This is a genomic window from Methylobrevis albus, from assembly GCF_015904235.1.
In the GTDB taxonomy this organism is placed as follows: Bacteria; Pseudomonadota; Alphaproteobacteria; order Rhizobiales; family Pleomorphomonadaceae; genus Methylobrevis_A; species Methylobrevis_A albus.
Map to the genome: position 1 here is coordinate 39,528 of NZ_JADZLT010000052.1, position 26,603 is coordinate 66,130.

Consider the following 26,603-nt stretch of genomic DNA (forward strand, 5'->3'; position numbering starts at 1 on the left):
CCGCGAATGGGCTATACGAAACCCACTCCGGCCGCAGCCTCACTGCGACCGACGGCTCTGCACCCGTAGCTCAGCTGGATAGAGTGCTGCCCTCCGAAGGCAGAGGTCACAGGTTCGAATCCTGTCGGGTGCGCCATTCCTCTCTCCAGTTTAGTATCGTCTCCTAAAGTATTGAATGGTCTGGTTATTTCCGCGGTTCGAAATCCGGTTCCGCGGCGATATGCCCGCCTGTCGGCGAAGGCGTGTTTCAGCACCGTTCGTTTGTTTTCGAGACGCTCGGATCCCAGATTTTCGAAGGGGTTGATGGAAAGCTCAGGGCGAGTTCGAACATTTCGTCGAAGGGTCGGCAGATAGCCGCGTCGGTTGCCAGTCTTTCGGCGGTGACGAGCTTCTCAAGCTCCAGCTTGGCAAGACGCTGCTCGTGGGCGCGAATGGCCGCGGTGTTCTCAGATTCGACGACGGTCGACGAACTCTTCGATCGGGCAGCCGATCTTGACGATCTCGGTGCGCGGCGCTGCCTTCAAGGCCGGTTCTGCCACGGAAATGCAGCAGGATGAACTCGCCTGAAGCTCGCTCCAGGGTCGCACGTCCGACAAAAAATATTCTATCGAATAACTCGATTTTAGCCTCTGCAGCCTTCAGTCGTCCGCGCGGCCAGCCAATCATGGGCATCCACATGGAAATGGGAGGCTCAAGATGCTGTTACGGAAACTGGTGGTCGGCGCCGTGGCCCTGATCGGGTTCGCGCTGCCGGCTGCGGCGGTCGAGGGGCCGCTGGTGACGGCCGAGTGGCTGTCGGAAAACCTCGAGAACCCGAAGGTGCGCGTGTTCGAGGTCAGCGTCGATACCGGCGTCTACGAGCGCGGCCACATTCCCGGCGCCGTCGATCTCGACTGGCACACCGAACTCGTCGATCCGGTGAGCCGTGACATCGCCACGCGCGAGGCCTTCGAGGCGACGCTGCGCGCGGCGGGCGTCGAGGACGACACCACCGTCGTGCTCTATGGCGACAACAACAACTGGTTCGCGGCGTGGGGCGCCTGGGTGTTCGACGTCTACGGCTTCGGCGACCGCGTGAAGCTGCTCGATGGCGGCCGCAAGTACTGGGAGGCGCAGGGCCTGCCGGTCGACACCGCGGTGCCGGCCTATACCGCGAGCGCGATCGACCTGCCGGAGCGCAACACGGCGCTGCGCGCCCGCCTCGCCGACGTCGTCGCCGTCGCCGAGAAGTCGAGCGACCACGCGCTGATCGACATCCGCTCCAACGACGAATTCACCGGCAAGGTGTTCGCACCCGAAGGCGTCAAGGAACTCGCAGTGCGCGCCGGCCACGTCCCGGGCGCGGTGAACGTGCCGTGGGGCAAGGCGGTTGCCGAGGATGGGCGCTTCAAGTCGGTCGACGAACTGCGCCAGCTCTATGCCGACGTCGGCGTCGACGGCTCGAAGCCGGTCATCGTCTACTGCCGCATCGGCGAGCGCTCCAGCCATACCTGGTTCGCCCTGAAGCGCCTGCTCGGCTACGAGGTGCGCAACTACGACGGCTCGTGGACCGAGTACGGCAATTCGGTCGGCGTCCCGGTCGCGAACCTCGCCGGAACGGTGTGGACCGGCAAGTGACGATCGAGCTTTCCCGGCCGGAGGCGCCCGTCGCCTCCGGATCCGTGGCGGTGGCCGGCGGTGCGGAAGCGCCGCCGGTTTCGTCGTTGTCGCCGCTGCGTCTCGTCGCGGCCGCGGCCGTGCTCGCGGCCACCTTCGCCGCGCCCGCCTTTTTTGCGGAGCCGACCGGCGAGGGCCGGGCGATCGGCTTCTCGGTGCTGCTCGGCGCGGTGTTCGGCATCGTGCTGCAGCGCTCGCGCTTCTGCTTCCTCTGCCACTGGCGCGACTTCCAGGACCGACGCGATCCGCGCGGCGTGCTCGCGATCCTGACCGCGCTCGCCGTCGGCCTGCTGGTCTACCAGGTGGTGATCTCGGCCTGGGTGCCGGTGGTGCGGCCGGGGGCGCTGCCGCCCAATGCGCACATCGGCCCGGTCAGCCCGGCGCTGGCGCTGGCCGCCGCCGTGTTCGGCATCGGCATGGCGCTGTCGGGCTCGTGCCTCTCGGCGCATCTCTACCGAATCGGCGAAGGCTCGCTCGCGTCGCCCTTTGCGCTGCTCGGCGCACTCGCGGGCTTCGGGCTCGGCTTCGCCACCTGGAATCCGCTCTATCTCGCGCTGATCAGCGAGGGCCGCGTGCTGTGGCTGCCGCATCTCGTCGGCTATGGCGGCGCGCTCGTCGGTGCGCTCGTGGTGCTGGCGATCCTCGCGGCCGTCGTCATCAAGCTCGGCCGGTCGCCCGCGGGGAGGGCGGCCGCGCCGCTGTCGCTCGGATCCGTCGCCCGGCAGGCGCTGCTCGAGCGCTGGCCGGCGGCGCTCGGCGGCGCGGCGGTGGGCGTGCTGTCGGGGCTTTACTTCCTGCGCGTCGCGCCGCTCGGCGTCACGGCCGAGCTCGGCAGCCTCGCCCGGACGGCGGGCGCCGGTGCCGGGCTGCTGCCCGAGACGCTGCACGGGCTGGACGCCCTGCGCGGCTGCGCCACGGTGGTGAAGACGGCGCTGCTGTCGCCGAACGGCGCCTTCGTCGCGGCGCTGGTCGCCGGCAGCTTCGCCGCGGCGCTCGCCGCCGGGCAGTTTCGCCCGCGCCGGCCGAGCGGGGCGGAGATCGTCCGGGCGCTCGGCGGCGGCGTGCTGATGGGCTGGGGCGCGATGATCGGCCTCGGCTGCACGGTCGGCGTGCTGCTGTCCGGCATCCATGCCGGCGCGGTTTCGGGCTGGGTCTTCCTCGTCTTCGTCACCGCAGGCGCGGCCGCGACGCTGGCGCTGCGCCGGCGGTTCGGCTTCTGAGGCGGCGTCGGCTTGTCTGCGCAGCCACAGCCCCGCCTTCAGCCGGGATCGGTCGTGGCAGACCTGTTGACGCCCCCGCGCGGCGGTGACCACGCGGGGGCGTCATACTCGAGCAACAGGTACGCGACGTCCCGCGCGATGGAGGGCACTCGGCGGCGGTGTCAGATACCGAGCCACCAGCAGCGCATCCAGACTTCCGTCGGCACGCCGGACTCGTTGCGGCCGAGCTCGTCGCGGGCGGTGTCGGCGGCGGCGCGGCGGTCGTCGGGGGCGGCCACTGCCGCGTTCGGCAGGACGGCGGCGATCAGGCCGGCGATGAAGGTCGAGATGGTCCGCATCGGCGAGCTCCTTCCAGTGTGCTGCGCGTCGGCAGCCGGTTGGTTTCGGGTCCTGGTCGCGGAACGCCGGCCGCCGTCAGATTGCGGCGGCCGGAAAGGCTTCCTCCCCCGGCGTGCGGGCGAGGGAGCGGCCGAGGGTCGCGAGCAGCGCCCGCTTCTCGACTTCGAACTCGGGCGAGACGCGGTCGCGCGGGCGCGGCACCGCGACGTCGTGCAAGGCGGCGATCCGCCCCGGCCGCGGCTTCAGCACCACGACGCGGTCGGCGAGCACCAGCGCCTCCTCGATGTCGTGGGTGACGAGCAGCAGCGTCGGCCGGCTCTCGGCCCAGAGGTCGAGCAGGTGGTCCTGCAGGTCGGCGCGGGTGAAGGCGTCGAGGGCGGAGAACGGCTCGTCGAGGAGGAGCACCGACGGCCGCGTCACCAGCGCCCGGGCGATCGCGACGCGCTGCGCCTGGCCGCCGGAGAGCTCGCGCGGCCAGCGCCGGCCGTAGCCGACGAGGCCGACGCGGGAGAGCGTTTCGGCGACGCGCGCGCGGCGCTCGGCGGGGGGCAGGGTGACGAGGCCGAAGCCGACGTTGTCGGCGACGTTGAGCCAGGGCAGCAGCCGCGGCTCCTGGAAGACGATGCCGACGGCCGGGTGCGGGCCCTCGACGGGCGTCCCGCCGACGCTGACGCGGCCGTCGCTGGCGCGGTCGAGCCCGGCGAGGACGCGCAGCAAGGTGCTCTTGCCGCAGCCCGAGCCGCCGACGACGGCGACGATCTCGCCGGGCGCCAGCGTCAGCGACACGGCGTCGAGCGCACGGGTGCCGTTCGGATAGGTCTTGCCGAGGGCGGCGATGGTGACGGCGGCGGCGCTCATCGCGCGGTCTCCACGGTGTCCTGCCAGCGCAGGAACGGGGCTGTCGCGGCGGCGAGCAGCGCGTCGGTCAGCTTGCCGAGCACGGCGAAGACGAGGATGGCGGCGACGATCTGGTCGGGCTTGCCGAGCTGCTGGCCGTCGACGAGGAGATAGCCGAGGCCCTCGGAGGCGCCCATGAATTCGGCGGCGACGACGAACATCCAGCCGAGGCCGAGGCCGGAGCGCAGGGCGACGACGTAGGACGGCAGGATCGCCGGCAGCAGGATGCGGCGCACCAGCGCCGGGCCGGAGAGGCGGAAGACGCGGCCGACCTCGACGATCTTGCGGTCGACCGAGGCGATCGCCGCCATCACGCCGAGGTAGACCGGAAAGAACACGCCGACCGCGATCAGCGCGATCTTCGATTCCTCGAAAATGCCGAGCCAGAGGATGAACAGCGGCACCCAGGCGATCGAGGGAATCGCGCGCAGGCCCTGCAGCGTCGGGTCGACGAGGCGGCGCACGATCGCCGAATAGCCGGCGAGGGCGCCGGCGGCGGTGCCGGCGACGACGCCGATGGCAAAGCCGACCAGCACGCGCCAGACGGTCGCCGTGATGTGGCGGGCGAGTTCGCCCGAGCCGGAGAGGTCGACGAGGGTCGCGAAGATGCGCGAGGGGGGCGGCATCAGCCGTCCGCCCGCGAGGCCCGAGGCGACGGCGAGTTCCCAGCCCGCCGCGAGCGCGACGGGCAGGACGAGGCCGACGCCGACGCCGGACAGCCAGCCGGGCAGCCCGCGGGCGCCGGCATCACGCGATGCCGCGCCGGCGAGGCCGGTTTCGTCCGGATGATCGAGCGTGGTCACCGGCGCCTCGCCTTGCGTCACTGGCTGGCCGCGGGGAAGCGCGTGTCGATCAGCGCATCGACCGTGGCGGCGACGTCGACCTCCGGCTTGACGACGCCGGCGTCCTGCAGCGCGAGACCGGCGGCGAGGATGGTCTCCTTCTGCGCCGCGCCGATCGTCGAGTGGGTGAGCTCGGTGCGCTCGAGCTGCTTCTCGATCACCACGTCGGGCAGCTTGGTCGCCTCGACGAGAAGCTGCTTCAGGCCGTCCGGGTTGGCGATCGCCCAGGCGCGAGCCTCCTCGTAGGCGGCGATGACGCGCTCGACGAGGTCCGGGTGCGCCTCGGCGAAGGCTTCGCTGGTGTTGAGCACGCCCCAGCTGTTCGCCTCGGGCTTGCGGTAGAACAGCTTCGCGCCGTCCTCGACTTCCGCCGAGGCCATCAGCGGGTCGAGCCCGGCCCAGGCGTCGACGTCGCCGCGCAGCAGCGCGAGCTTGCCGTCGGCGTGCTGCAGCAGGACGAGGGTGACGTCCTTTTCGGACAGCCCCGTCTCGGCGAGCGCGCGGACGAGGAAGATGTGCGGATCGGTGCCGCGGGTGACGGCGATCGACTTGCCGGCGAGATCGGCGACGCTGGCGATCGGGCTGTCCTTGCCCGTGACGAGGGCGGTCCACTCGGGGCGCGAGTAGACGTAGATCGACTTCACCGGATTGCCGTTGATGCGGCCGATCAGCGCCGCGGCGCCGGCGGTGGAGCCGAAGTCGATGGAGCCCGAGTTCAGGAACTCCAGCGCCTTGTTGGAGCCGGCCGACTGCACCCAGCGCACCGCGATCCCGTCGGCCTCGAGCGCCTTCTCGAGAATGCCCTGCTGCTTCAGCACCAGCGACACCGGGTTGTAGGTCGCCCAGTCGATGCGGATCTCGGACGGGTTATCGGCGAAGGCCGGGCCGCCCGCGGCGATCACGCCGACGCCAAGTGCGGTGGCGGCGGCGAGTTTCAGGAACAGGCGGCGGGCGAAGGACATGGACGGGCTCCGGTCAGGCGCGGCATCGGGACGATGCGGACGACGCAAAGGTCACACCTCCGGCGCAATCAGTCTACCAAAGCTATGGTCTTTATTGTGGCCCGGCTGGAATTTCATTCCTGCGCAGGGTCTTCCCGGAGCGTTTTCGCCCGCCCGATTGCGCCGGGGGCAGGGGGCGAGGGGGCGATATCAGGGTCCCGGGCCGTTTTTTCTGACATTGCACGTGGTGCCCACTCGGTCGACCAAGCTTGATCGCGCTTCATTCTGTCCCGGCCCAAGCACCGACCGGACGGTCTGCCATCGCATCCCCCTGTTCGCGTTTCGGTCCTCTCGCGTCGCAACCGCCGCCATCAAACACGGCCGCGTGAAGCAATCAGTTTGTCGTTGACCGCGGAAACATCGAAGGCCATCCTAATCCCCATAAAGCTAGTGGACTTTACGGAGTAAGCGTACGAACGGAGAACATCCGGCAGCCGCCGGGACACGAGAGGAGGACATGATCATGGCGACCCTCACCCGCACCGATATCGCCGTCATCGGCGGTGGCCTTTCGGCCTCTGCCGTCATCGCCGAGCTGGTCGACCGCCTGCCCCCGTCCACCACGATCGGCGTCGTCGCGCCCAAGGGGCGCCGCGGCCGCGGTGTCGCCTACGGCACGACCGACGATCGCCACCTCCTCAACGTCCCGGCCGGACGGATGAGCCTGTTCAGCACCGATCCCGACCATTTCGTGCGCTGGCTGCGCCAGAAGGCGGCCGGGTACGGTCCGCACGACTTCGTGCCGCGCCGCATCTACGGTGACTACGTCCGCGACAGCCTCGCGAGCGCGATCCGCCGCACCGGCAACCGCTCGGCGGTGTCCTTCTTCGATGCCGAGGCGACGGGCTTTGCCGCCACCGACGAAGGTGGCTATCCCTTCCGCCTCTCCAACGGCGACGTCGTCGCCGGCCAGTCGGCGGTGCTGTGCGTCGGCGGTGCTCCCGCCGGCCTGCCGCTGCCGGCCGGGGCCGTCGACCCGGCCGTTGCCGACCGGCTGGTTGCCGATCCCTGGAAGGCCGACTGGATCGGCGCGATCGAGCCGGACGCAACGGTGCTGTTCGTCGGCACCGGCCTCACCATGATCGACCAGCTGGTCTCGCTGGTCGGGCGCGGTCACCGCGGGCCGATCCACGCCATGTCCCGCCGTGGCCTGCTGCCGCATCCGCATCGCGAGCCGCGCCCGCCGGCGGTTGCGCTCGACCTCGACCCGGCGCGCGACGGTCTCGCGGCCGCGCTCAGCGAACTGCGGCGGGCCGCCGGCCGCATCGACGACTGGCGCGCGCTGATGGACGGGCTGCGCCCCTCGACGCAGCGGCTGTGGGACGGGCTCGCCCCGGCGCAGCGACGCCAGTTCATGCGCCACCTGCTGCCCTACTGGAACGCGCATCGCCACCGGGTCGCGCCGGCGGTCAACGCCGAGGTGGAAGCGCTGCGCCGCACCGGGCGGGTGCATATCCGCGCCGGCTGGCTGGAGAGCATCACCGACGCCGGCGGCCGGGCGCGCGTCTCGTTCCGCCCCCGCGGCACCCACGGCCTCGAGACGCTCACGGCCGACGTCGTCGTCAACTGCTGTGGCCCGGACCGCTGTCCGTCGCTGCAGTCGAGCCCGCTGCTCGTCGACCTTGCGGCGCGGGGGGTGGTGACGCCCGATCCGACCGGGCTCGGCATTGCGGTCGACCGCGACAGCGCGGTGATCGCGGCCGACGGCCGGCGCCTGCGCGGCCTCTACGCGGTCGGACCGCTCACCGCCGGCACGTTCTGGGAAATCACCGCCGTGCCGGAGATCCGGGCCCAGGCGGCCGGGGTCGCCGACAACCTCGCCCGTCGCTACGCGAATTGAACGACCGGCTGCCTGCGGTCCCGACAATCGACTTCGCCGCGCCAGCAGGACAGCTCGCGCGGCGTCGCCGCGCGCCGCGACCCCGGCGGGGCCGCGGGCGCATTCGGGGGAACGCCGTTCCGCGTCAGGGGAATTAAATAGATAGAGTTTGTTGGATGCGGTGCAGCATCCGGGGCTAGGGTCGCGTCTCCCATCGGTCGCTGCGACCGAGCGCCGCCATGTCGAGGCCCGTCGCCGATGTCAAAACCCCGCCAGATGATCCTGAACGCCTTTGACATGAACTGCGCCGGGCACATCAATCACGGCCTCTGGAGCCACCCGCGCGATCGCTCGGCGGAATTCGGGTCGCTCGACTACTGGGTGAACCTCGCCCGCGTCGCCGAGCGCGGCCTGTTCGACGCCATCTTCATCGCCGACATCGCGGGGGTCTACGACGTCTATAAGGGCAGCCCCGCGCCGTCGCTGCTGACCGGGGCGCAGGTGCCGGTCAACGATCCGCTGCTGGTCGTGCCGACGATGGCCTACGCGACGCAGAACATCGGCTTCGGTGTCACGGTCTCGACGAGCTACGAGCACCCCTACATCCTCGCCCGGCGCCTTTCGACGCTCGACCACCTGACCGGCGGGCGGGTCGGCTGGAACATCGTCACCGGCTACGTCGACAGCGCCGCCCGCGGCGTCGGCCGCGATGCGCAGATCGACCACGACACCCGCTACGACATCGCCGACGAGTTTCTCGACGTCGCCTACAAGCTGTGGGAGACGAGCTGGGACGACGATGCGCTGCTCGTCGACCGCGAGCGCCGCATCTTCGCCGATCCCGACAAGGTGCGGCCGGTGCGGCATCAGGGCGAGCACTACCGGGTCGACGCGATCCACATGTGCGCGCCGTCGCCGCAGCGCACGCCGGTGCTGTTCCAGGCCGGCTCGTCGACGCGCGGACGCCGCTTCGCCGCCCGTCACGCCGAATGCGTGTTCACTTTCGGTCCGACGCCGGCGGCGAACCGCTCCGTCGTGCGCGAGATCCGCGAGGAGGCGGTGCGGGCGGGGCGCGACCCCTACGACATCCGCGTGATCGTCAGCCAGAGCCTTGTCGTCGGCCGCACCCGCAAGGAGGCGGAGGAGAAGCTCGCCGACTACCGGGCGCATGCCAGCATCGAAGGCGCGCTGGCGCATTTCTCGAGCTCGACCGGCATCGACTTTGCGAAATTCGATCTCGACGAGCCGATCCCCTACGTCAAGAACGACGCCAACAATTCCGCGGTGGAGGCGATCACCACGCGGTCGGCGCAGGTCTGGACCGTTCGCAAGATCATCGACTCCATCGTGCTCGGCAGCCGGGTGCCGCCGTTCGTCGGCTCGGCCGAGGAGGTCGCCGACCATCTCGAATCATGGGTGGACGATGCCGACGTCGACGGCTTCAACCTGCCGCGGACGGTGACGCCGGAGTGTCTCGAGGACTTCGTCGACCTCGTCGTGCCGATCCTGCAGGAGCGTGGCCGGTTCAAGCGGGAATATGCGCCCGGGCCGCTGCGCCAGAAGCTGTTCGGCCATCCGCGTCTTGCCGCGCCGCACTACGGCGCGCGGCTCAGGGATGCCGCCCGGGTCGCGGACGGCGCCGCCGCGCGGAGCGTCGCATGAGCGCCGCCGTGCACGACCTGGCGGCCGCGCCCGCCGCCCGCGCGCCGGCCCGGCTGATCCGCTCGGATGACGAGGCGATCGAGGTGGCCGCCGCGCTCGCCGAGCGGTTTCGCGAGGGCAGTGCCGCGCGCGACCGCGACCGGGCGCTGCCGATCGCCGAGATCGACGCCTTCTCCGCAAGCGGGCTCTGGGGCATCCTGGTGCCGACGGCCTTCGGCGGCGCCGGCGTCTCCTATGCGACGCTCGGTCGGGTGATCGGCCTGATCGCCACCGCCGACGGCAGCCTCGGCCAGCTGTCGCAGAACCATCATTTCCTGGTCGAGATTCTGAAATGGTCGGCGAGCCCGGCGCAGCAGGCGTTCTTCTTCGAGCGGGTGCTGGCGGGTGACCGCTTCGGCAATGCGCTCGCCGAACGGGGCACCCGCACGGCGAAAAGCTGGGCGACGCGGATCGTGCCCGACGGCGGCCGCTACCGCCTCAGCGGCGAAAAATACTACTCCACCGGCGCGCTGTTCGCCGACTGGGTGGTGCCGTCCGTGTTCGACGAGGACGACCGCCGCGCCTATGTCTTCGTGCCGCGCGGCCGGGCCGGGGTCGAGGTCGTCGACGACTGGAACGGCTTCGGCCAGCGCACCACGGCGAGCGGCACCTCGCGGTTCACCGATGTCGTGGTCGAGCCGGAGCTCGTGGTGCCGACCCATTCGGCCGCGGGCTATACGCTGTCGCTGCCGGTCGCCCACATCATGCACGCGGCGATCGACGCCGGCATTGGCCGGCGCGCCTATGAAGAACTGCTCGACTACGTGCGCCATTCGGCGCGGCCCTGGCACGAAACCGGCCTTGCCGCCGCGACCGACGATCCGCATACGCTGGCCGACGTCGGCGACCTCTCGATGCGGCTCGCCGCCGCCGAGGCGCTGATCGAGCGGGCCGGGCGGGTGCTCGACGTCGCCGACCGCTCGCCGTCGGAGACGGCCTGGGCCGAGGCGACGGCGGCGGTGTTCGAGGCGAAGGTATTCGCCGCCGAAGTCGGGCTCAGCGCCGCGACCAAGCTCGTCGAACACGCCGGCTCCAGCGCGACGCGGCGCGACCTCGGCAACGATCGCTACTGGCGCGACGTGCGCACGCATTCGGTGCACGACCCGGTGCGCTGGCGCCGGCACGAGGTCGGCGCGTTCCGGCTGACCGGCAAGCCGCCGCTCGGCTACGCCGAGGCGTCGCGGCGCTACCGCAACCCCGGCCGCCCGCGGCTCTGACCGGCGCGGCGCACACGTCGCGCGTCACCTGCGTCGCCCCGACCACGGCCGAGAGGCCGTGGCGCCCCGCGTCGACCGAGCATCTATCCACCTGTCCGAGATAGCCCATGCCGCCCGCAGACTGGCTCCGCAAGGCCGAAGACATCGCCGCCGCCGTCGCCATCCGTGCCAACGAGGGCGACGCCGCGGGCCGCGATCCCGTGGACGAGATCGCGCTGCTGCGCGAAGCGGGGTTCCTCGCCGCGGCGGAGCCGCACGAGATCGGGGGAGGGGGACTCGCCTGGTCCGAGACGCTGCCATTGGTCAGGATCGTCGCCCGCGGCAGCGGCTCGATCGGGCAGTTGCTCGGCTATCACTACGTGATGTCGCAATCGCCGGGGTTCTACGGCCAGGCGCCGTTCGGCCGGGGCGGCAACGGCGAGCGGCTGCGGCGGCGGTCGGTGGCGGAGGGCTGGCACTGGGCCGGGGCGGCCAATCCGCTCGATCCCGGGCTGGTGCTGACGCCGGACGGCGACGGATGGCGCGCGTCCGGGCGCAAGACCTTCGCCACCGGCGCGCGCTTCGCCGACTGGCTGACGCTGTCGTCGAAGCTCGGCGACGCGCCGGTCGTGTTCGCGCTGCCGCGCCGGCGCGCGGGGATCGGCTTCCTCGACGACTGGGATCACCTCGGCCAGCGGCAGACCGCGAGCGGCACGATCCTGTTCGATGATGTGCGGGTGGAGCCGGACGAACTCGTCGCCGAGCTCCCGCCGCTCGAACAGCAGCCGGTCTGGCTCAACATGCGCGTGCCGATGCTGCAACTCGCCTTCGTCAACTTCTACATCGGCGTCGCCGAGGGCGCGCTCGCCTCGGCGCGCGACTACATCCGGTCGACGACGCGGGCGTGGCCGACGTCGGGGGTCAGCGAGGCCCGGCAGGATCCCTACATTCTCGAGCACTACGGCCTGCTGCACGCCAACCTCGCCGCGGCCGCGGCGCTCGCCGACCGGGCGGCCGTCGCCGTCGACGCGGCGCTGGCGCGCGGGCAGGGACTGACGCTCGACGAACGAAATCTCGCCGCCGCCGAGGTGTTCGCCGCCAAGGTCAACACCACGCACACGGTGCTCGAGGTCACCGCCAAGGTGTTCGACCTGATGGGCGCCCGCGCCACGGCGCGCCGGTTCGGCTTCGATCGCTACTGGCGCGACGTGCGCACCCATTCGCTGCACGACCCGGTCGCCTACAAGGCGCGCGAGGTCGGCAACCATGCGCTGAACGGCACCATCACGCCGCACTGGGGCTACACCTGACCGAGTTGCGCGAGGGTCGGACGCCGCTTCTCGCGCCGAGCCGTCCTTTGGAACGAATTTCTTCCGGAACGGCAAACTTCGCCGCTTTATAGCTGACTAAATTGGTCAAAATTCACGACATTAGGATCATATTGCATCGCAACAGGAGACGCTCCGTGATCCTTCGCCGCCAGCTGCTCGCCGGCCTGACCGCCGCCCTTCTTGCCGCCTCGGCCTTCGTCGCCGTGCCGGCTGCCTCCGCCGAGCCGATCAAGCTCGGCCTCGCATCGCCCGGTCCGCTGGCAGACCCCATCAAGGTCGCCGTCGAGGAGGCGAAGGCGCAGGGGCTCGAGGTGGAGGTCATCGAGTTCACCGACTGGATCGCCCCGAACGAGGCGCTGCAGAACGGCGATATCGACGTCAACTACTACCAGCATGTGCCGTTCCTCGAGAACGCCTCGGCCGCTCGCGGCTACACGTTCCAGTCGCTCGGCGTCGGGACGTCGTCGAAGCTCGGTCTCTACTCCTCGAAGCACAAGTCGTTCGACGAGATCCCTGAGGGCGGCACGGTGGCGATCGCCAACGACCCGGTCAACGGCGGCCGCGGACTGGTGCTCCTGGAAAAGGCCGGGCTGATCAAGCTGACGCCGGGCCTCGACTACAAGGCGACCGTGGCGGACATCACCGAGAACCCGAAGAACCTGAAGATCGTCGAAGTCGTCGCGCAGCAGCTGCCGCGCACCCTCGCCGACGTCGACCTCGCGCAGGGCTACGCCCACTTCCTGAAGGACTACGGCCTCGACCCGGACAGCGCGCTGTTGTTCGACCCGATCCAGCAGCGCTTCGCGCTGCAGTGGGTGGTGAAATCCGACAGCCCGCGCATCGACGACGTGAAGAAGTTCGTCGCGATCTACCAGTCGTCGCCCGCCGTGCGCGAGGCGATCACGACGCGGTTCGGCGACCTGATCGTCCCGGCCTGGTGACCCCGTCCGGCCGCGGCCCGACCGGCGCCGCGGCCGCGCAGCTCCGCGAGGACGAAGGCATGACCGTGAACTATGCGCCGCCGCATTTTGTCGAGGAAGCCGATACCCGTCCGGTGCAGGTCGTCTTCGAGGGCGTCGGCAAGGTCTACCGGCCGCGCGGCGGCCAGGAGGTGCACGCGCTCGCCGACGTCGGCTTCGACGTGCGCGAGGGCGAGGTGTTCGGCATCATCGGCCGCAGCGGCGCCGGCAAGTCGTCGCTGATCCGGCTCGTCAACGGCCTCGAGCGGCCGACAGCGGGGCGGGTGCGCGTCGAGGGCGCCGATGTCGCCGCGCTCGGCGAGGGCGACCTCACGGCGCTGCGCCGACGCATCGGCATGATCTTCCAGGGCTTCAACCTGCTCGCCTCGTCGACGGTCGAAGACAATGTGGCGCTGCCGCTGCGGCTTGCCGGCATCGGCCGGCGCGAGGCGCGGCGCCGGGCGGCGGAGGCGCTGGAGCTCGTCGGCCTTTCCGACAAGGCGCGCGCCTATCCGGGCCGGCTTTCGGGCGGGCAGAAGCAACGCGCCGGCATCGCCCGGGCGCTGGTGCAGAAGCCCAAGCTGCTACTCTCCGACGAGGCCACCTCGGCGCTCGATCCGGAGACGACGCGCTCGATCCTCGCGCTGCTGCGCGACATCAACGCCAAGCTCGGGCTCACCATCATCCTGATCACCCACGAGATGGAGGTGATCCGCGACATCGCCGACCGCGTGGCGGTGATCGAGGGCGGCCGGATCGTCGAGATCGGGCCGATCTGGCGGGTGTTCGGCAATCCGCAGCATGGCGTCACCCGCTCGCTGCTCGACCACGGCGCGCCGGCGCTGCCGCCGGGGATTGCCGCCGGCGACGACCTCGTGTTCTCGATCGGCGTCACCGGCGAGGACGTCCGCGGCCCCGACCTCTTTGCGATCGCCTCGGCGCTCGGGCCGGGCGCCCGGCTGGTGCACGGCAACGTGGAGCGGCTGCAGGGGCGGCCGAGCGGCCGGCTCTACGTCACCCTGCCGCGCAGCGTGATCGAGGCCACCGCGCTGCCGAATGCGGCCGAGGCGGCGTTCGCCCGGCTGCGCGCCGTCGTCCCCCATGCGGAGATCGTCAGCCATGTCCGGTAACTTGCTCGACCTCTTCTGGATCGCGATGTGGGAAACGGCGGTGATGGTCGGGATCTCCGGCGCCATCGCGCTGGCGGCCGGCCTGCCGATCGGGCTCATCCTCGTCGCGACCGCGCCGGGCGGGATCTTCCCGGCGAAGTGGATCAACTGGCCGCTCGGCGGCCTCGTCAACGCGATCCGCTCGACGCCCTTCATCATCCTGCTCGTCGCGATGATCCCGCTCACCCGGCTGATCGTCGGCACGACGATCGGGCTCTGGGCGGCGATCGTGCCGCTCAGCATCGCCGCCGCGCCGTTCTTCGCCCGCCTCGCCGAAGTGGCGCTGCGCGAGGTGCATCCGGGGCTGATCGAGGCGGCGCGGGCGATGGGGGCGACGCGGGCGCAGATCCTGCGTCACGTGCTTTTGCCCGAGGCGCTGCCGGGCATCGTCGGCAGCTTCACCATCACCATCGTCTCGATGATCAACTCGTCCGCGATGGCGGGCGCGGTCGGGGCCGGCGGGCTCGGCGACCTCGCCATGCGCTTCGGCTACCAGCGATTCGACGATGCGGTAATGGCGCAGGTCGTCGTGGTGCTGATCGCCGTCGTGACGCTCGTGCAGTGGAGCGGCGACGCGCTCGTACGCCGGCTCGACCGGCGCTGACGCGTCAGTCCGCGGGACCCAGCGCACCAAAAGCACCGTCGTGGTCGCCGCGACGGTGCTTTTTCTGCGTTTTGTTGGCGCGGCCGGCTTTCGTCCGTGAGCCGGGTACCCCATAATTGATCGGGGCGACGATCCAGACAGTACGCGCCGGCCCCACTCCGGGTGGCGGTCCGGCGGAAGACGGGACGCGATGCTGACCAAGAAGGGCAAGTACGGGCTTAAGGCGCTGGTCGACCTTGCAAAGCTGCCCCCTGGCGAGACGGCCTTCATCACCGACATCGCCCAGCGCAACAACATCCCGAAGAAGTTCCTCGACGCGATCCTGCTCGACCTGCGCAAGGCCGGGATCCTGCGCTCGAAGAAGGGCCCCGGCGGCGGCTATGCGCTGTCGAAGCCGGCCGAGGAGATCCGCATCGGCCAGGTGATCCGGGTGCTGGACGGGCCGCTCGCGCCGATCCGCTGCGCCAGCCGCACCGCCTACGAGGCCTGCGAGGACTGCACCAACCCGGAAACCTGCCAGGTGCGCCGGTCGATGTCGCAGGTGCGCGATGCCATCGCCGATATTCTCGACAACATGACCCTCGCGGAAATGAGCCGCATCGGTCCGCCGGCGCTGGAAGTGCTGGCCCCCACGGCCGCCGCCGCCCGCGCCTGAGTCGCGCGGCCGGCCGGATATTTTCCCAGATCACCGCACTCAGACGGCGTCGAGGATCTCGGCCTGCAGCGCCACGGCCTGCGGGTCGGCGAGCTCGCGGCGCGGCCGGGCGAGCGGCACGTCGACGTCGAGCGCGATGCGCCCCTCGCGCAGCACCACGACCCGGTCGGCGAGCGCGACCGCCTCGGCGACGTCGTGGGTGATCAGGATCGTCGTGAAGCCGCGGGAGAGCCAGATCCGCTCGAGCAGCTTGTGCATCTCGAGCCGGGTCAGCGCGTCGAGGGCGCCGAAGGGTTCGTCGAGCAGCAGGATCCGCGGTGCACCGACGAGCGCGCGGGCGAGCGCGACGCGCTGGCGCTGGCCGCCCGAGAGCACCGAGGGCCAGTCGCCCTCGCGGCCGGCGAGCCCGACGTCGGCGAGCACGCGGCCGGCGCTCGCGCGCCAGTCCGGCCCGCGCGCGATGCCGACGTTGCCCTCTACCGTCTGCCACGGCACCAGCCGGGCTTCCTGGAACAAGAGCCGCACGTCGGGATGGCGGCGGGTGACGGCCTCGCCGTCGATCGCGACGCGGCCGCGGGTCGGCTGGTCGAGGCCGGCGACGAGGCGCATCAGGGTCGACTTGCCGCCGCCGGAGCGGCCGACCACGGCGAGGAAGCTGCCGGGTGCGACGTCGAGCGAGAGCTCGCGCAGCACTTCGCGGTCGCCGAACGACTTCGTCGCCGCGACCAGCTGGATCGGCAGGCCACCGGGGAGAGCGGGCGCAGCCGCAGTGCCGGCGTCGGGGGTGCGGGCGGTGGCGGCAAGGCTCATCGGCCGGCCTCCTTCGGGGCCTGGTAGGCCGGGTGCCAGGCGAGTACGCGGCGCTCGACGAGGCGGGTCGCGCTGTCGGCGAGCTTGCCGAGCAGGGCGTAAATGATGATGCCGAGCAGCACGACGTCGGTCTGCAGGAACTCGCGGGCGTTCATCGTCATGTAGCCGATGCCGGAGGAGGCCGAGATCGTCTCGGCGACGATCAGCGTCAGCCACATGAAGCCGAGCGCGTAGCGCAGGCCGACGAGGATCGAGGGCAGGGCGCCGGGCAGGATGATGCGCGTCACCAGCGCGCGCCGGTCGAGGCCGTAGACCTCGGCCATTTCGACCAGCTGGCCGTCGACGGTGCGCACGCCGTGCAGGGTGTTGATGTAGATCGGGAAGAACACGCCGACGGCGACGAGGAAGATCTTCGCCTCCTCGTCGATGCCGAACCAGAGAATCACCAGCGGGATCAGCGCGAGGTGCGGCACGTTGCGCACCATCTGCAGCGTGCTGTCGAGCAGCGTTTCGGCGCGGCGCGACAGGCCATTGAGCAGGCCGAGGGCGAAGCCGAGGCCGCCGCCGATGGCCAGCCCAATGAAGGCGCGCTGCGTCGAGACCAGCGTGTGGGTGACGAGCGAGCCGTCGACCAGCGCCTTCCAGAAGGCGACCGCGACCTTGCTCGGGGCCGGCAACAGTCGCGCCGACATCAGACCGGTGCGGGAGGCGAGTTCCCACACGATGACGAGGACGATGGGCAGCGCCCAGGGCAGCAGCGCCGCCCCGAGCCGGCCGGGATCGAACCGCCGGGCGCCGGCGCGCGACCGGCCACCGCGGCCGGCGTCGCTGCGCTCGGTGTCCTCGGCGGCGAGGGTCACGAGGCCCCTCCGCGGACCGCATCGGCGATGCTGATCGGCTGCGGCAGCAGGCCGAGCTTGTGGAAGGTGTCGGCGATCGACTGCTGCTCGGCGATGACCTTCTCGTCCAGCGCCTTGATGCCGTAGGACTGGCGCTCCAGCGCGACGGTAAGGATCTCGGCCGGGATGCCGACCGACGGCGCGAGTTCCTCGGCGGCGGCAGTGGGATTGGCCTTGGTCCAGACGTCGATCTCGCCGATCGCGGCGACGAGCACGTCGAGCGGCTCGGCGTTCGCCTCCACGAAGTCACGGGCGCCGAGGTAGAACTGGTGGTTGGAGACGATGCCCTCGCCGTTGCGCAGGGTGCGCGCCTCGATCGCCACCTCGGCTGCGGCCTGGAACGGGTCCCAGATCGCCCAGGCGTCGACCGAGCCCTGCTCGAAAGCGGCGCGGGCGTCGGCCGGCGGCAGGAAGGCGGTGGTGATCTCGTCGTAGCCGACGCCGGCTTCCTCGAGCGCCTTCACGAGCAGGTAGTGCACGTTGGAGCCCTTGTTGAGGGCGACCTTCTTGCCCTTGAGGTCGGCGACGGTCTGGATCGGGCTGTCCTTCGGAACGAGGATCGCCTCGCCGCGCGGGGCGGGGGGCTCGTGCGCGACGTAGACCAGCGGGGCGCCGGCGGCCTGGGCGAAGATCGGCGGCGCTTCGCCGGTGGAGCCGAAGTCGACCGCGCCGACGTTGAGCGCCTCGAGCAGTTGCGGGCCGGCGGGGAACTCGGTCCATTTCACCGACCAGCCGATCGGCGCCAGCTTCTCTTCCAGCAGGCCCTTGCCCTTCAGCAGCACGAGGGTGCCGTACTTCTGGAAGCCGATGCGGATGACCTTCTCCTGCGCGAAGGCGCGGCCGGCGGCCGAGGTGGCGAGGAGCGAGACGGCGATGCCGCCGAACGTGCGGCGCGTCAACGAGAACGACATGATCGGGCTCCAGAGGGCGGATCGCCCTCGTTTCGAGAAAAGGTTTGCGCCTGGCCGGTCCCCGTGCCGAGCTAATGATATTAGTTGATCGAATTACTGGGCAAACGCACGCGCACAGGCACCAAAGTTGAGCTCTCGGGGCGAAAAAAATTCTGTTTGGTGCACGCCGGTCGGGGCGCCTCTGCAGAACCCGCGCGAGCCGCTCAGATGCCGAGCGCCGCGTCGAGGGCGCAGGCGACGTCGCCCCGCCCGGGGTTTTCACGGGGGTGGCTGGGGGCGAACAGGGTGACGCTGCGATCGAAATCGGCGAGCAGCGTGACCGGCAGCGGCAGTTGCGCGCTGGCGTCGCCGTTCCAGGCCGGCAGGCGGACACCGGCGGCGCGCAGCGTCGCGCGGAGCGGCGGTGGCAGGCGAAAGGCGAGGCCGTGCGCGTCGGCGAAGCGGGCGCCGTGATCGTGCAGCAGGGTCAGTTCGAGGCCGTGCGTGTCGGCCGTTCGGCCGAGGTGGTCGACGCTCTCGGGCGAGATGCCGACGACGCTGCAACATCGTTCGTCGAGCAGCGGGCGGGCCCGGTCGACCAGACGCAGCGCCTCGGTGCAGGCCTCCGACCAGCCGCCGAGGTAGAAGACGACGAGAACCCGCCGGTCGGCGAAGCGCCGGTTGAGATCGAGCGGACGGTCGTTGCGGTCCTCGAGCACCGGCAGCGTCAGCGGTCCGCGTCCGGCGAAGGCGTCCCGGTCGATCGCCGCCGCGGCGAGGCGGGCGGCGACCACGGCCGGCGCCTGCGCGGAGACCTCGCCCGCCTGCGGGTCGCGCGCGTGGTCCGCGGTGGTCAGGGCCGATATCTGCATGGTGTCCTCCCGTCTTCGACCGTTCCGGTGCGACTGATCCCGGTGTTGCGGGTCATGGGGACGGGTCAGGGCAGGAAGGTGCCGTAGCGGGCGTTGGCGTAGACGAGCGGGTCGCCGCTGCCGTGGGCGATGGCGCGGACGCGGCCGAGGATGATGGCGTGGCTGTGCCGCTCGATCGCCTCCTCGACCTCGCAGTCGATGGCGGCGAGGGCGCCGATCAGCACCGGGGCGCCGGTGATCAGCGTGGTCCAGTCGGCGCCCTCGTAGCGGGCGACGCCCTTGAGGCCGCCGCGACCGGCGAAGCGGTCGGCGATCGGCTGCTGGTCGTGGCGCACGATGTTGACGCAGAAGTGCCCGTGGCGGCGGATCACCGGCCAGGACGACGAGGCGAGGTTGATGTTGACGATCATCGTCGGCGGTTCGACCGACAGCGACGTGGCCGAGGTGACGGTGGCCCCGGTCCGGTCGTCGCCGCTGCCGGCGGTGATCACCGAGACGCCGCCGGCGAGGCTGCGCATGGCGATCTTCAGCGCGGCGGGGTCGAGGTCGTGCAGCCCGGCGGGCGGCGTCCCGGCCGCTGCGGCGGGGTGCTGGTTCAGGGCAACATTCATCGGCAAGGCCTCTGGCTCACGGCAAGATTTTGGATGCGTCGGGTGGCTCCGGCGGGCGCGGTTCGGCGGCGGACCCTGATGGGACCGATGCCGATATTGCTGCCGATAAACCAGAATTGTCGACTAAGTTTATAGCGTTTATATCGGGAGGAAGAGAAAGCTATTCCATCCGGGCGGCGCCGGCGCGAGGGCGCGGCTGGCGGCCGGATAACAGGAGATCAGGCATGTCGACGGACCAGGTTGCGACCCCGACGGATGCGGCGCCCGTCCCGGTTCCCGAGCGGATCAACGTGCTGTGGTTCCTGCCGACGCACGGCGACAGCCGGTACCTCGGCACGGCCAAGGGCGGGCGCGAGGTCGATCTCGACTATCTCACGCAGGTGGCGCAGGCGGCCGATACGCTCGGCTACTACGGCGTGCTGATCCCGACGGGCCGGAGCTGCGAGGACAGCTGGGTGGTCGCCTCGGCGCTGGCGCCGCTGACGAAGCGGCTGCGCTACCTCGTCGCCGTTCGCCCGGGCCTGCTGTCGCCGACGCTCGCCGCCCGCATGACCGCGACGCTCGACCGGATCTCCAACGGCCGGCTGCTCGTCAACGTCGTCACCGGCGGCGACCCGGTCGAGAACAAGGGTGACGGCATCCACCAGAGCCATGCCGAGCGCTACGAGGTGACCGAGGAGTTCCTCGACATCTACAAGCGCCTGCTCGCCGGCGAGACGGTGGAGCACAAGAGCGCCCACTTCCACATCGAGGACGGCCGGTTGCTGTTCCCGCCGAAGCAGACGCCGCATCCGCCGCTCTACTTCGGCGGTTCGTCGGAGGCCGGCATCAAGGTCGCTGCGAAGACGATCGACAAGTACCTCACCTGGGGCGAACCGCCGGCGGACGTCGCCGAGAAGGTCCGTATCGCCAAGGCCGCCGCCGATGCCGCGGGGCGCGAATTCACCTTCGGCATCCGGCTGCACGTCATCGTGCGCGAGACCGAGGCCGAGGCCTGGGCCGCGGCGGAGAGCCTGATCCGCTATGTCGACGACGAGACCATCGCCGCGGCGCAGGCGGTTTTCGCGCGGATGGATTCGGTCGGCCAGAGCCGCATGAGCAAGCTGCACGGCGGCCGCCGCGACAAGCTCGAGATCTCGCCGAACCTCTGGGCCGGCGTCGGCCTCGTGCGCGGCGGCGCCGGCACGGCGCTGGTCGGCAATCCCGAGCAGGTGGCGGAGCGGATCGACGAGTATCGCCGCATCGGCATCGACAGCTTCATCCTGTCGGGCTACCCGCACCTCGAGGAGGCCTGGCGCTTCGGCGAGCTGGTGCTGCCGAAGCTGCCGCTCGCCCATCCGGTCAAGACCCAGCACAGCAGCGTCAACACCGGCCCGTTCGGCGAGACCATCGCCAACGCGATCCGGCCGAACCTGAAGGCTTCGGCCTCGTGACGATCGCCGGCACCGCGGACGCGGCCAGCCGGTCGCGGCCGGACGGAACGGCGCCCACCGTCGTCGTCATCGGCGGCGGCTTCACCGGGGCGGCGATCGCCTGGCACCTCGGCTTCGCGGCGGGCCAGCGGCCGGCGGTGACGGTGTTCGAGCCGCGCCGCCTGCTCGGCGGCGGGCTCGCCTACGACACCGCCGACCCGGTGCACCGGATCAACGTGCCGGCGGCGAAGATGAGCCTGGTCCCGTCGGACGAGGACCATTTCCTGCGCTGGCTGCGGGCGTCGGGGCTGGCCGATCCGGAGGCGCTGCGGCCCGACGGCTCGCTGTTTCCAAGGCGCGAGATCTTCGGGCGCTATGTCGCGGCGCACCTCGCGCCGCTGCTGCAGTCGGGGGCGGTGACGCAGGTCGCCGAGCGCGTCGTCAAGGTTTCCCGCGTCGACGGCCGGGACGACGGGCGGCACGACGGGCGCTGGCGCGTCACCGGCGACGGCGGCAGCGTCGTGTTCGCCGACGTGGTGGTGATCGCCACCAGCCATCCGCCGCCGGCAGCGCCCGCGCCGCTCGCCGCGGCGCTGCACGACCATCCGCGCTTCGTCGCCGACCCGACCCGGCCGGGGGCGCTGGCGGCGATCCGACCGGACGACCGCGTGCTCGTCGTCGGCAACGGATTGACGGCCGCCGACATCATCGCCTCGCTCGGCGCGCGCGGCCATCGCGGGCCGATCGTCGCCGTCTCGCGGCGTGGCCTGCGCTCGCGCGGCCATGCGGCGCGGCCGGCCGAGCCACGCGGCGACTTCGTCACCGCTCCGTCGACCAGCGCGCGGGCGCTGCTGGCGCGGGTCAGGGCGGAGGTGGCGCAGGCCGACGCGGCCGGTTCGAGCTGGCATGCCGTCTTCGACGCGCTCCGCCTGCAGGGCGGGGCGGTCTGGGCCGCCCTGCCGCTCGCCGAGCGCCGGCGCCTGGTGCGGCACCTGCGGCCGTTCTGGGATGTCCACCGCTTCCGCGTCGCGCCGCAGGTCGAGGATGCCATCGTGGCCGGCCTCACCACCGGCCGCCTGGAGATCGCCGCCGCGCACGTCACCGGCGCACGGGTGGCGGGGGAGGCGATCCGCGTCGACCTCCGCCGCCGCGGGGACCGCGCCGCGGCGGCGCACGTCTTCGACGCCGTGGTCGTGACGACCGGGCCGGCGCACCGCGGCATCCTCGCGGCGCAGCCCTATCTCGCCGACCTCGAACGCCAGGGCCTCGTCCGGCTCGACGACGTCGGCCTCGGCCTCGCCTGTGACGCGCATGGCCGCGCGGTCGGCCGCGGCGGGACATCGCCGACCCTGCTCGTCGCCGGCCCACTCGCCCGCGGCACCTTCGGCGAACTGATGGGCCTGCCGCAGGTCGCGGACTACGCCCTGTTCATCGCCAGCGAGGCACGCATCGCCCTCGGCCTCGGGAAGCGCGACGCGGCTTGAGGTGGCCGGGCGGACGGTACAACCTTTGGCGGCCAGAGTGCCTGGCGCACCGCTGGTCGTTACGGTGCTCCCGGCACCAAAAGCCGCAGGTCCCCCAAGAAGCTCTCAAGCGTCATGATGTCGGTTCGGATGCTTGCGGGATACTTTGCCATCAGCGGTTCGGGGACCACGAGTTGCACTTTGGCCTGCGTCATCTCGTGAAACTGCGCCTCAGATACGCCCTCCTGCAAGGTCAGCAGGTGCTTCACCGGGATGCGGTCAGCCTCGTTTATGACCTGCCTCCAGCGGTCGCGACATGTAGTCTTGGTGGCGAGCATCCGGAGCCGGGCCGCAGGGAAGGTCGGGTCACGATAGGCAGCCTGCGATGGAAACAAAAAATCCGGCCGCTTGCCAGGTTCCGATTGAGGGCCGTGCTGGAAATCGGTTCCTTCGCGGAACTGCTCCTCGATCAGGATTTCCCGGGTGTGAAGTTCCAGGGATCGTCCCGATCGGGCTTTGCGCCGTTGCAGCACGGTCTGTGCACGGGAAATGAAATCGTCCAAGTTCGTGAAGCCGGCGTGGATCGCGGGGAACTCCACCGCGGCCTCCACGCTGCGGAAGATTTCAAACTCGCATTCGCGCCGCCGCAGAAGCCGCTTGTCGGGCGGCATGCCATGCTCCGCCCGAAGCTCCACCGCTTTTCGCACGATTTCAGCGCCGGTCGGAAACTTCGCCACCCAGGTGGGCGGGATATCGCCCGGATCGAGCCAGCACTTCGCCGGACCTGCCGCGAAGGGCGGAAACAGCCCGGGTTGCTCGGGAGACCACATGATGAAGCGCCCGGGCTCAACCGGTCCGAAACGCTCCTCGGCAGTGTCTTCCTCGACTTCGTTGCGGCAAACCCACACATGGCAGCCAATCGCCGCGCCATTGTCGTTGAGCGGGAAGGCAAAAATGGATAGCGCGCCGGTACTCTCGGCATCCAAAAGCGCCGAGGCACCCCCGCCGAAGTTCGTCAGCCGGGTTTCATCCCTTCCGTTCGCCTTCCCCTCAAAGCGCTTGGAATTGTAATAGACTGCCCGGACTTTCCGTACGTCCAAATGAGAATCGACGGCCAGTTCAAACCAGTAAACCGGGTTCTTCTCGTCCGTCCTGTTGATCGTCGGGAAGATGCGGAAAAGGAACTCCTTTGGGATATAAGGACCTGCCTGATGGGTGCCGTTGGCAAGCGTGTCGTTGCCGGAGAGTCGTTTGACGCAAAGTGCGATGCCAGGTGCGCAGAACTCGCCAAGCCAATCCGTCAAATCAGACAGCGCCATTCGCCCCTCCCGCAATCGTCTCTGGTCCCGGACCAGCCACCAGCCACGCGGCGGCCCTGTCCAGCACAGTATCTACCGGCAGGCGTTCGCGCCCCTTGAGTGCGCATTCCCAGATTGTCAGCACCCGCCAGCCGTCCGCAACAAGGGTGGCCTCCACCACCTTGTCCCGGGCTGTATTTCCTTCGATCTTTGAGCACCAGAACTCTTGTCTCGTGGCGGGCATCCGGAACAAATGGCAGCTGTGCCCGTGCCAAAAGCAGCCGTGGACAAAGATCACGGCGCGACGGCCAGGGAACACCAAATCGGGCGAGCCGGGCAACCGTTTGTCGTGGAGCCGGAACCGGAAGCCCCGGGAATGAAGACCGCGCCGTACAATCATCTCCGGCTGCGTGTCTTTCCCGCGGATTCCTGACATCATCCGGCTTCGGGTTGCGGCGTCAACGACGTCAGGCAAAGAGTTGGGGCCGTTCTTGTTCGGAGGCAACGTCTAGCGAAGCCTTAGTCGTTATCCACGGCGCCATGTGTCGAGCAACCGCTTCGATCACCGGAACCGCGACCGAATTTCCGAATTGCTTGTAAGCCTGCGTATCTGAAACCGGGATAACGAATTGCGGACTGCCGGAGCGGTCGAAGCCCATGAGTCGGGCGCATTCGCGCGGCGTCAGGCGCCGCGGGTTGTTCTCCGGTCCTCGATCGATAAGAATTTCCGAGCCATCTTTATAATAGCGCGCGGACAGAGTGCGGGCAACGTCTCCCGGCCCGACGAGCCCGAAGCCGAAGCCGTTCCCCGCCGCCCGGTGCTTCGCGGCGTAGTCTTGCAGGTAACGCCAGAGATGATCGGTCAGCACATACTTCTGGCTCACCCTGCCGTCGGGGCCTGTAAACGGCCGCTCGGGCGTCTCTGTGCCGTCTTCCGGATGCAGGATCGAGCTGAGTCTCGGCCCATTCAATGGGGACGGCACGTCTAGATCGTCGAAGGTGAAATCACACTCTTCGCGAAAGCCTGCGATCAGGATGCGCTCCCGGTGCTGTGGCACATATCCCTTGGCGTTGATTACGCGCGGCGTGGGAACGTGATATCCAAGATCCCGCAGTCGCGCCATGATCACCTTGAAGGTGTGCCCGCGATCATGGTTCACTAGGTTTTTCACGTTCTCAAGCAGAAATGCCTTTGGCCGATGCTCGGCAATGATCCGCGCTACGTCAAAGAAGAGTGTTCCCTGTGTTTCATCTGCGAAGCCATGCGCGCGGCCAAGAGCGTTTTTCTTCGACACTCCGGCTATACTGAATGGCTGGCAGGGGAATCCGGCAAGAAGAAGATCGTGCTCCGGTATGTCCTCCGCCTTGACCTTGGTAATGTCACCGGTAATCTCGTGATCGTCATGGGGAAAATTCGCACTGTAGGTCGTCTGCGCCCAGCGGTCCCATTCCGAGGTGAAAACGCACTTGCCGCCGAATGGTTCAAAGCCCCGGCGAATCCCGCCGATGCCTGCGAACAAGTCAATGAAACGGAACGCGGGCTCCTTCAATTCAGGTCCGCCGCGACCGCGCACTAGGTCTTCCAGCACTGTAAGGGCCGCTTGCCGAGGCAAGGACTCGCCTCGTTCCCAACGATATACCGTCGCAGGTGAGTAGCCCACGAGGGGCGCTAACGCCTCAACGGATATGCCTGCCCGTTCGCGGAGTCGGGAAAAGTTGGAACGGCTCTCATCAAGCATGCTTTGCCCCTGGGTCAATTTTTATCATTATTGCAACATCTGACACAGGAAAACAAGAACAAAACAAGAATATTTGCACCGCGACGGGCGGCGACGGGTTTCAGTCTGTATCAAGGGGCGAACCCTAAGCCCCGCCCTCCCGCCTCCCCGTACTCTCCCGCTCGATCAGCCGATACGGCATCTCCACCGTCGCGTCCGCCGGGCGCTTCTCCGCGATCGCGGCGAGCAGCATGTGCATGGCGGTGGCGCCGAGTTCGTAGCGGTGGGTCAGGATGCTGGAGATCGAGGGGCAGGCGGCGCTCATCGTGTCGACGTCGTTGAAGCCGAGGATGCCGAGGTCCTGGGGGATGCGCACGCGGCGGCGGAGGCACTCGAACATCGCGCCGAGGGCGATGTCGTCGTTGTTGGCCTGGATGGCGTCGGCGCCGACGGGGCGGGCGAACAGCTCCGAGCAGAGGCTGGAGCCGACCGAGACGGAGGAGGGCTTCGTCGTCGTCACGATCAGGGCGGGATCGTAGAGGCCGCGCGCCTGCATCACCCGGGTGTAGCCGGCGAGGCGCTGCTGCGAGCGGCGGTCCATCTGGGCGGCGAGGAAGGCGACGCGGCGGTAGCCGCGCGCGAGCAGGTGCTCGGTGCCTTCGGCGGCGGCGGCCTCGTGCGAGAAGCCGACCTGCATGTCGATCGGCTCGGCGGTCAGCTCCATGATCTCGACGATCGGGCACTGGCAGCCCTTCAGCAGCCGCACCGCCTCGGCGGTGTGTTCGGTGCCGGTGACGAGCAGGGCGGCCGGGCTCTGCCCGGCGAAGACGCGGACGAGGTTTTCCTCGCGGAGCTGGGAATACTCGGTGGTGCCGAGCTGGATCTGGTAGGGCGTGTCGTCCACCGCGTCGTAGATGCCGCGCAGCACCTCGGAGAACACCGAATTGGTGATCGACGGGATGATGACGCCGATGACGTTGGTGCGGGCGGCGGCGAGCTGGCTGGCCGCGAGATTGGTGACGTAGCCGAGCTTCTCGACCGCCTTCTGGACACGGCGGCGCAGGGGCTCGGAGACCGCGTCCGGATTGCGCAGCACGCGGGAGGCGGTGGCCGGGCTCACATCCGCCGCTTGCGCAACCTCCTGCAAGGTCGGCTTACCGGACCCACGACGGACTCTGGCCATCTGGCGACGTTTTCACCCCTGCGACTGCGCCCCGGCGGCACCCGAGCGCGGCACCATG

At 69.8% G+C, this 26,603-nt stretch carries 25 protein-coding genes and 1 tRNA gene; 13 read left to right on the top strand and 13 right to left on the bottom strand.

Going from position 1 to position 26,603, the window contains the following annotated elements:
* The first annotated feature begins 59 nt into the window (after nt 1–59).
* The 3 genes from I5731_RS13845 (at nt 60) to I5731_RS13855 (ending at nt 2,876) form a co-directional block, all read left to right on the top strand.
* Nucleotides 60–136, top strand: a tRNA-Arg gene (locus I5731_RS13845).
* Between the two features lie 560 nt (nt 137–696).
* Nucleotides 697–1,617 (top strand): sulfurtransferase, encoded by a 921-nt coding sequence (locus I5731_RS13850; protein WP_197312000.1) that lies wholly within the window; start codon nt 697–699, stop codon nt 1,615–1,617.
* Nucleotides 1,614–2,876: a YeeE/YedE family protein gene (locus I5731_RS13855; RefSeq protein ID WP_328838833.1), complete on the top strand. Its 1,263-nt coding sequence runs from the start codon at nt 1,614–1,616 to the stop codon at nt 2,874–2,876. Before I5731_RS13850 ends, I5731_RS13855 begins: the two co-directional genes overlap by 4 nt.
* 161 nt (nt 2,877–3,037) lie before the next feature.
* Here the strand turns inward: I5731_RS13855 and I5731_RS13860 are convergent, their stop codons facing one another.
* The 4 genes from I5731_RS13860 to I5731_RS13875 form a co-directional block, all read right to left on the bottom strand.
* On the bottom strand, nt 3,038–3,214 hold the full coding sequence (locus I5731_RS13860) for a hypothetical protein (protein WP_197312001.1): 177 nt from the start codon (nt 3,212–3,214) through the stop codon (nt 3,038–3,040).
* 76 nt (nt 3,215–3,290) lie between these two features.
* Entirely contained in the window at nt 3,291–4,073 is a 783-nt protein-coding gene (locus I5731_RS13865) for an ABC transporter ATP-binding protein (protein WP_197312002.1), read from the bottom strand.
* Complete coding sequence (locus I5731_RS13870) at nt 4,070–4,843, bottom strand: ABC transporter permease (protein ID WP_235981817.1); 774 nt, start codon at nt 4,841–4,843, stop codon at nt 4,070–4,072. Before I5731_RS13870 ends, I5731_RS13865 begins: the two co-directional genes overlap by 4 nt.
* A gap of 89 nt (nt 4,844–4,932) precedes the next feature.
* A complete protein-coding gene (locus tag I5731_RS13875) occupies nt 4,933–5,916 on the bottom strand; it encodes an aliphatic sulfonate ABC transporter substrate-binding protein (RefSeq protein ID WP_197312003.1) in 984 nt (327 codons plus the stop codon).
* Between the two features lie 502 nt (nt 5,917–6,418).
* Here I5731_RS13875 and I5731_RS13880 point away from each other — a divergent pair.
* From I5731_RS13880 to I5731_RS13915, 8 genes are all read left to right on the top strand, one after another.
* Complete coding sequence (locus tag I5731_RS13880; protein ID WP_197312004.1) at nt 6,419–7,795, top strand: FAD/NAD(P)-binding protein; 1,377 nt, start codon at nt 6,419–6,421, stop codon at nt 7,793–7,795.
* Nucleotides 7,796–8,032: 237 nt separating this feature from the next.
* Entirely contained in the window at nt 8,033–9,436 is a 1,404-nt protein-coding gene (locus I5731_RS13885) for an LLM class flavin-dependent oxidoreductase (protein ID WP_197312005.1), read from the top strand.
* Nucleotides 9,433–10,692, top strand: coding sequence for an SfnB family sulfur acquisition oxidoreductase (locus I5731_RS13890; RefSeq protein ID WP_197312006.1), 1,260 nt, complete (start codon nt 9,433–9,435; stop codon nt 10,690–10,692). The genes I5731_RS13885 and I5731_RS13890 overlap by 4 nt, the downstream gene beginning before the upstream one ends.
* Nucleotides 10,693–10,799: 107 nt before the next feature.
* Nucleotides 10,800–11,981, top strand: coding sequence for an acyl-CoA dehydrogenase family protein (locus I5731_RS13895; protein ID WP_197312007.1), 1,182 nt, complete (start codon nt 10,800–10,802; stop codon nt 11,979–11,981).
* 155 nt (nt 11,982–12,136) lie between these two features.
* Entirely contained in the window at nt 12,137–12,943 is an 807-nt protein-coding gene (locus I5731_RS13900) for a MetQ/NlpA family ABC transporter substrate-binding protein (protein WP_328838838.1), read from the top strand.
* A gap of 59 nt (nt 12,944–13,002) precedes the next feature.
* The gene (locus I5731_RS13905) at nt 13,003–14,091 is read left to right on the top strand and encodes a methionine ABC transporter ATP-binding protein (RefSeq protein ID WP_197312008.1); all 1,089 of its coding nucleotides are present in this window, start codon (nt 13,003–13,005) and stop codon (nt 14,089–14,091) included.
* On the top strand, nt 14,081–14,734 hold the full coding sequence (locus I5731_RS13910; protein ID WP_197312009.1) for a methionine ABC transporter permease: 654 nt from the start codon (nt 14,081–14,083) through the stop codon (nt 14,732–14,734). The genes I5731_RS13905 and I5731_RS13910 overlap by 11 nt, the downstream gene beginning before the upstream one ends.
* A gap of 190 nt (nt 14,735–14,924) precedes the next feature.
* Nucleotides 14,925–15,389, top strand: coding sequence for an RrF2 family transcriptional regulator (locus I5731_RS13915; protein WP_197312010.1), 465 nt, complete (start codon nt 14,925–14,927; stop codon nt 15,387–15,389).
* A gap of 39 nt (nt 15,390–15,428) precedes the next feature.
* Here I5731_RS13915 and I5731_RS13920 read toward each other — a convergent pair whose 3' ends face one another.
* The 5 genes from I5731_RS13920 to I5731_RS13940 form a co-directional block, all read right to left on the bottom strand.
* Complete coding sequence (locus tag I5731_RS13920) at nt 15,429–16,199, bottom strand: ABC transporter ATP-binding protein (protein ID WP_197312011.1); 771 nt, start codon at nt 16,197–16,199, stop codon at nt 15,429–15,431.
* Nucleotides 16,196–17,059 (bottom strand): aliphatic sulfonate ABC transporter permease SsuC, encoded by an 864-nt coding sequence (gene ssuC / locus I5731_RS13925; RefSeq protein ID WP_197312012.1) that lies wholly within the window; start codon nt 17,057–17,059, stop codon nt 16,196–16,198. The genes I5731_RS13920 and ssuC overlap by 4 nt, the downstream gene beginning before the upstream one ends.
* Entirely contained in the window at nt 17,056–18,009 is a 954-nt protein-coding gene (locus I5731_RS13930) for a sulfonate ABC transporter substrate-binding protein (RefSeq protein ID WP_197312013.1), read from the bottom strand. The genes ssuC and I5731_RS13930 overlap by 4 nt, the downstream gene beginning before the upstream one ends.
* Before the next feature lie 203 nt (nt 18,010–18,212).
* Nucleotides 18,213–18,860: a redoxin domain-containing protein gene (locus tag I5731_RS13935; protein ID WP_197312014.1), complete on the bottom strand. Its 648-nt coding sequence runs from the start codon at nt 18,858–18,860 to the stop codon at nt 18,213–18,215.
* Nucleotides 18,861–18,925: 65 nt separating this feature from the next.
* The gene (locus I5731_RS13940; protein ID WP_197312015.1) at nt 18,926–19,471 is read right to left on the bottom strand and encodes a flavin reductase family protein; all 546 of its coding nucleotides are present in this window, start codon (nt 19,469–19,471) and stop codon (nt 18,926–18,928) included.
* A gap of 224 nt (nt 19,472–19,695) precedes the next feature.
* Here I5731_RS13940 and ssuD point away from each other — a divergent pair, with 224 nt between their 5' ends.
* The gene (gene ssuD / locus I5731_RS13945) at nt 19,696–20,904 is read left to right on the top strand and encodes an FMNH2-dependent alkanesulfonate monooxygenase (protein WP_197312016.1); all 1,209 of its coding nucleotides are present in this window, start codon (nt 19,696–19,698) and stop codon (nt 20,902–20,904) included.
* Entirely contained in the window at nt 20,901–22,367 is a 1,467-nt protein-coding gene (locus I5731_RS13950; protein WP_197312017.1) for an FAD/NAD(P)-binding protein, read from the top strand. The genes ssuD and I5731_RS13950 overlap by 4 nt, the downstream gene beginning before the upstream one ends.
* Nucleotides 22,368–22,426: 59 nt before the next feature.
* Here the strand turns inward: I5731_RS13950 and I5731_RS13955 are convergent, their stop codons facing one another.
* From I5731_RS13955 to I5731_RS13970, 4 genes are all read right to left on the bottom strand, one after another.
* Nucleotides 22,427–23,665, bottom strand: coding sequence for a type II restriction endonuclease (locus I5731_RS13955; RefSeq protein ID WP_197312018.1), 1,239 nt, complete (start codon nt 23,663–23,665; stop codon nt 22,427–22,429).
* Nucleotides 23,652–24,149, bottom strand: coding sequence for a very short patch repair endonuclease (locus I5731_RS13960; protein WP_328838843.1), 498 nt, complete (start codon nt 24,147–24,149; stop codon nt 23,652–23,654). The genes I5731_RS13955 and I5731_RS13960 overlap by 14 nt, the downstream gene beginning before the upstream one ends.
* A complete protein-coding gene (gene dcm, locus I5731_RS13965) occupies nt 24,112–25,383 on the bottom strand; it encodes a DNA (cytosine-5-)-methyltransferase (protein ID WP_197312020.1) in 1,272 nt (423 codons plus the stop codon). Before dcm ends, I5731_RS13960 begins: the two co-directional genes overlap by 38 nt.
* Nucleotides 25,384–25,507: 124 nt before the next feature.
* A complete protein-coding gene (locus I5731_RS13970) occupies nt 25,508–26,545 on the bottom strand; it encodes a LacI family DNA-binding transcriptional regulator (protein ID WP_197312021.1) in 1,038 nt (345 codons plus the stop codon).
* Nucleotides 26,546–26,603: the final 58 nt, after the last annotated feature.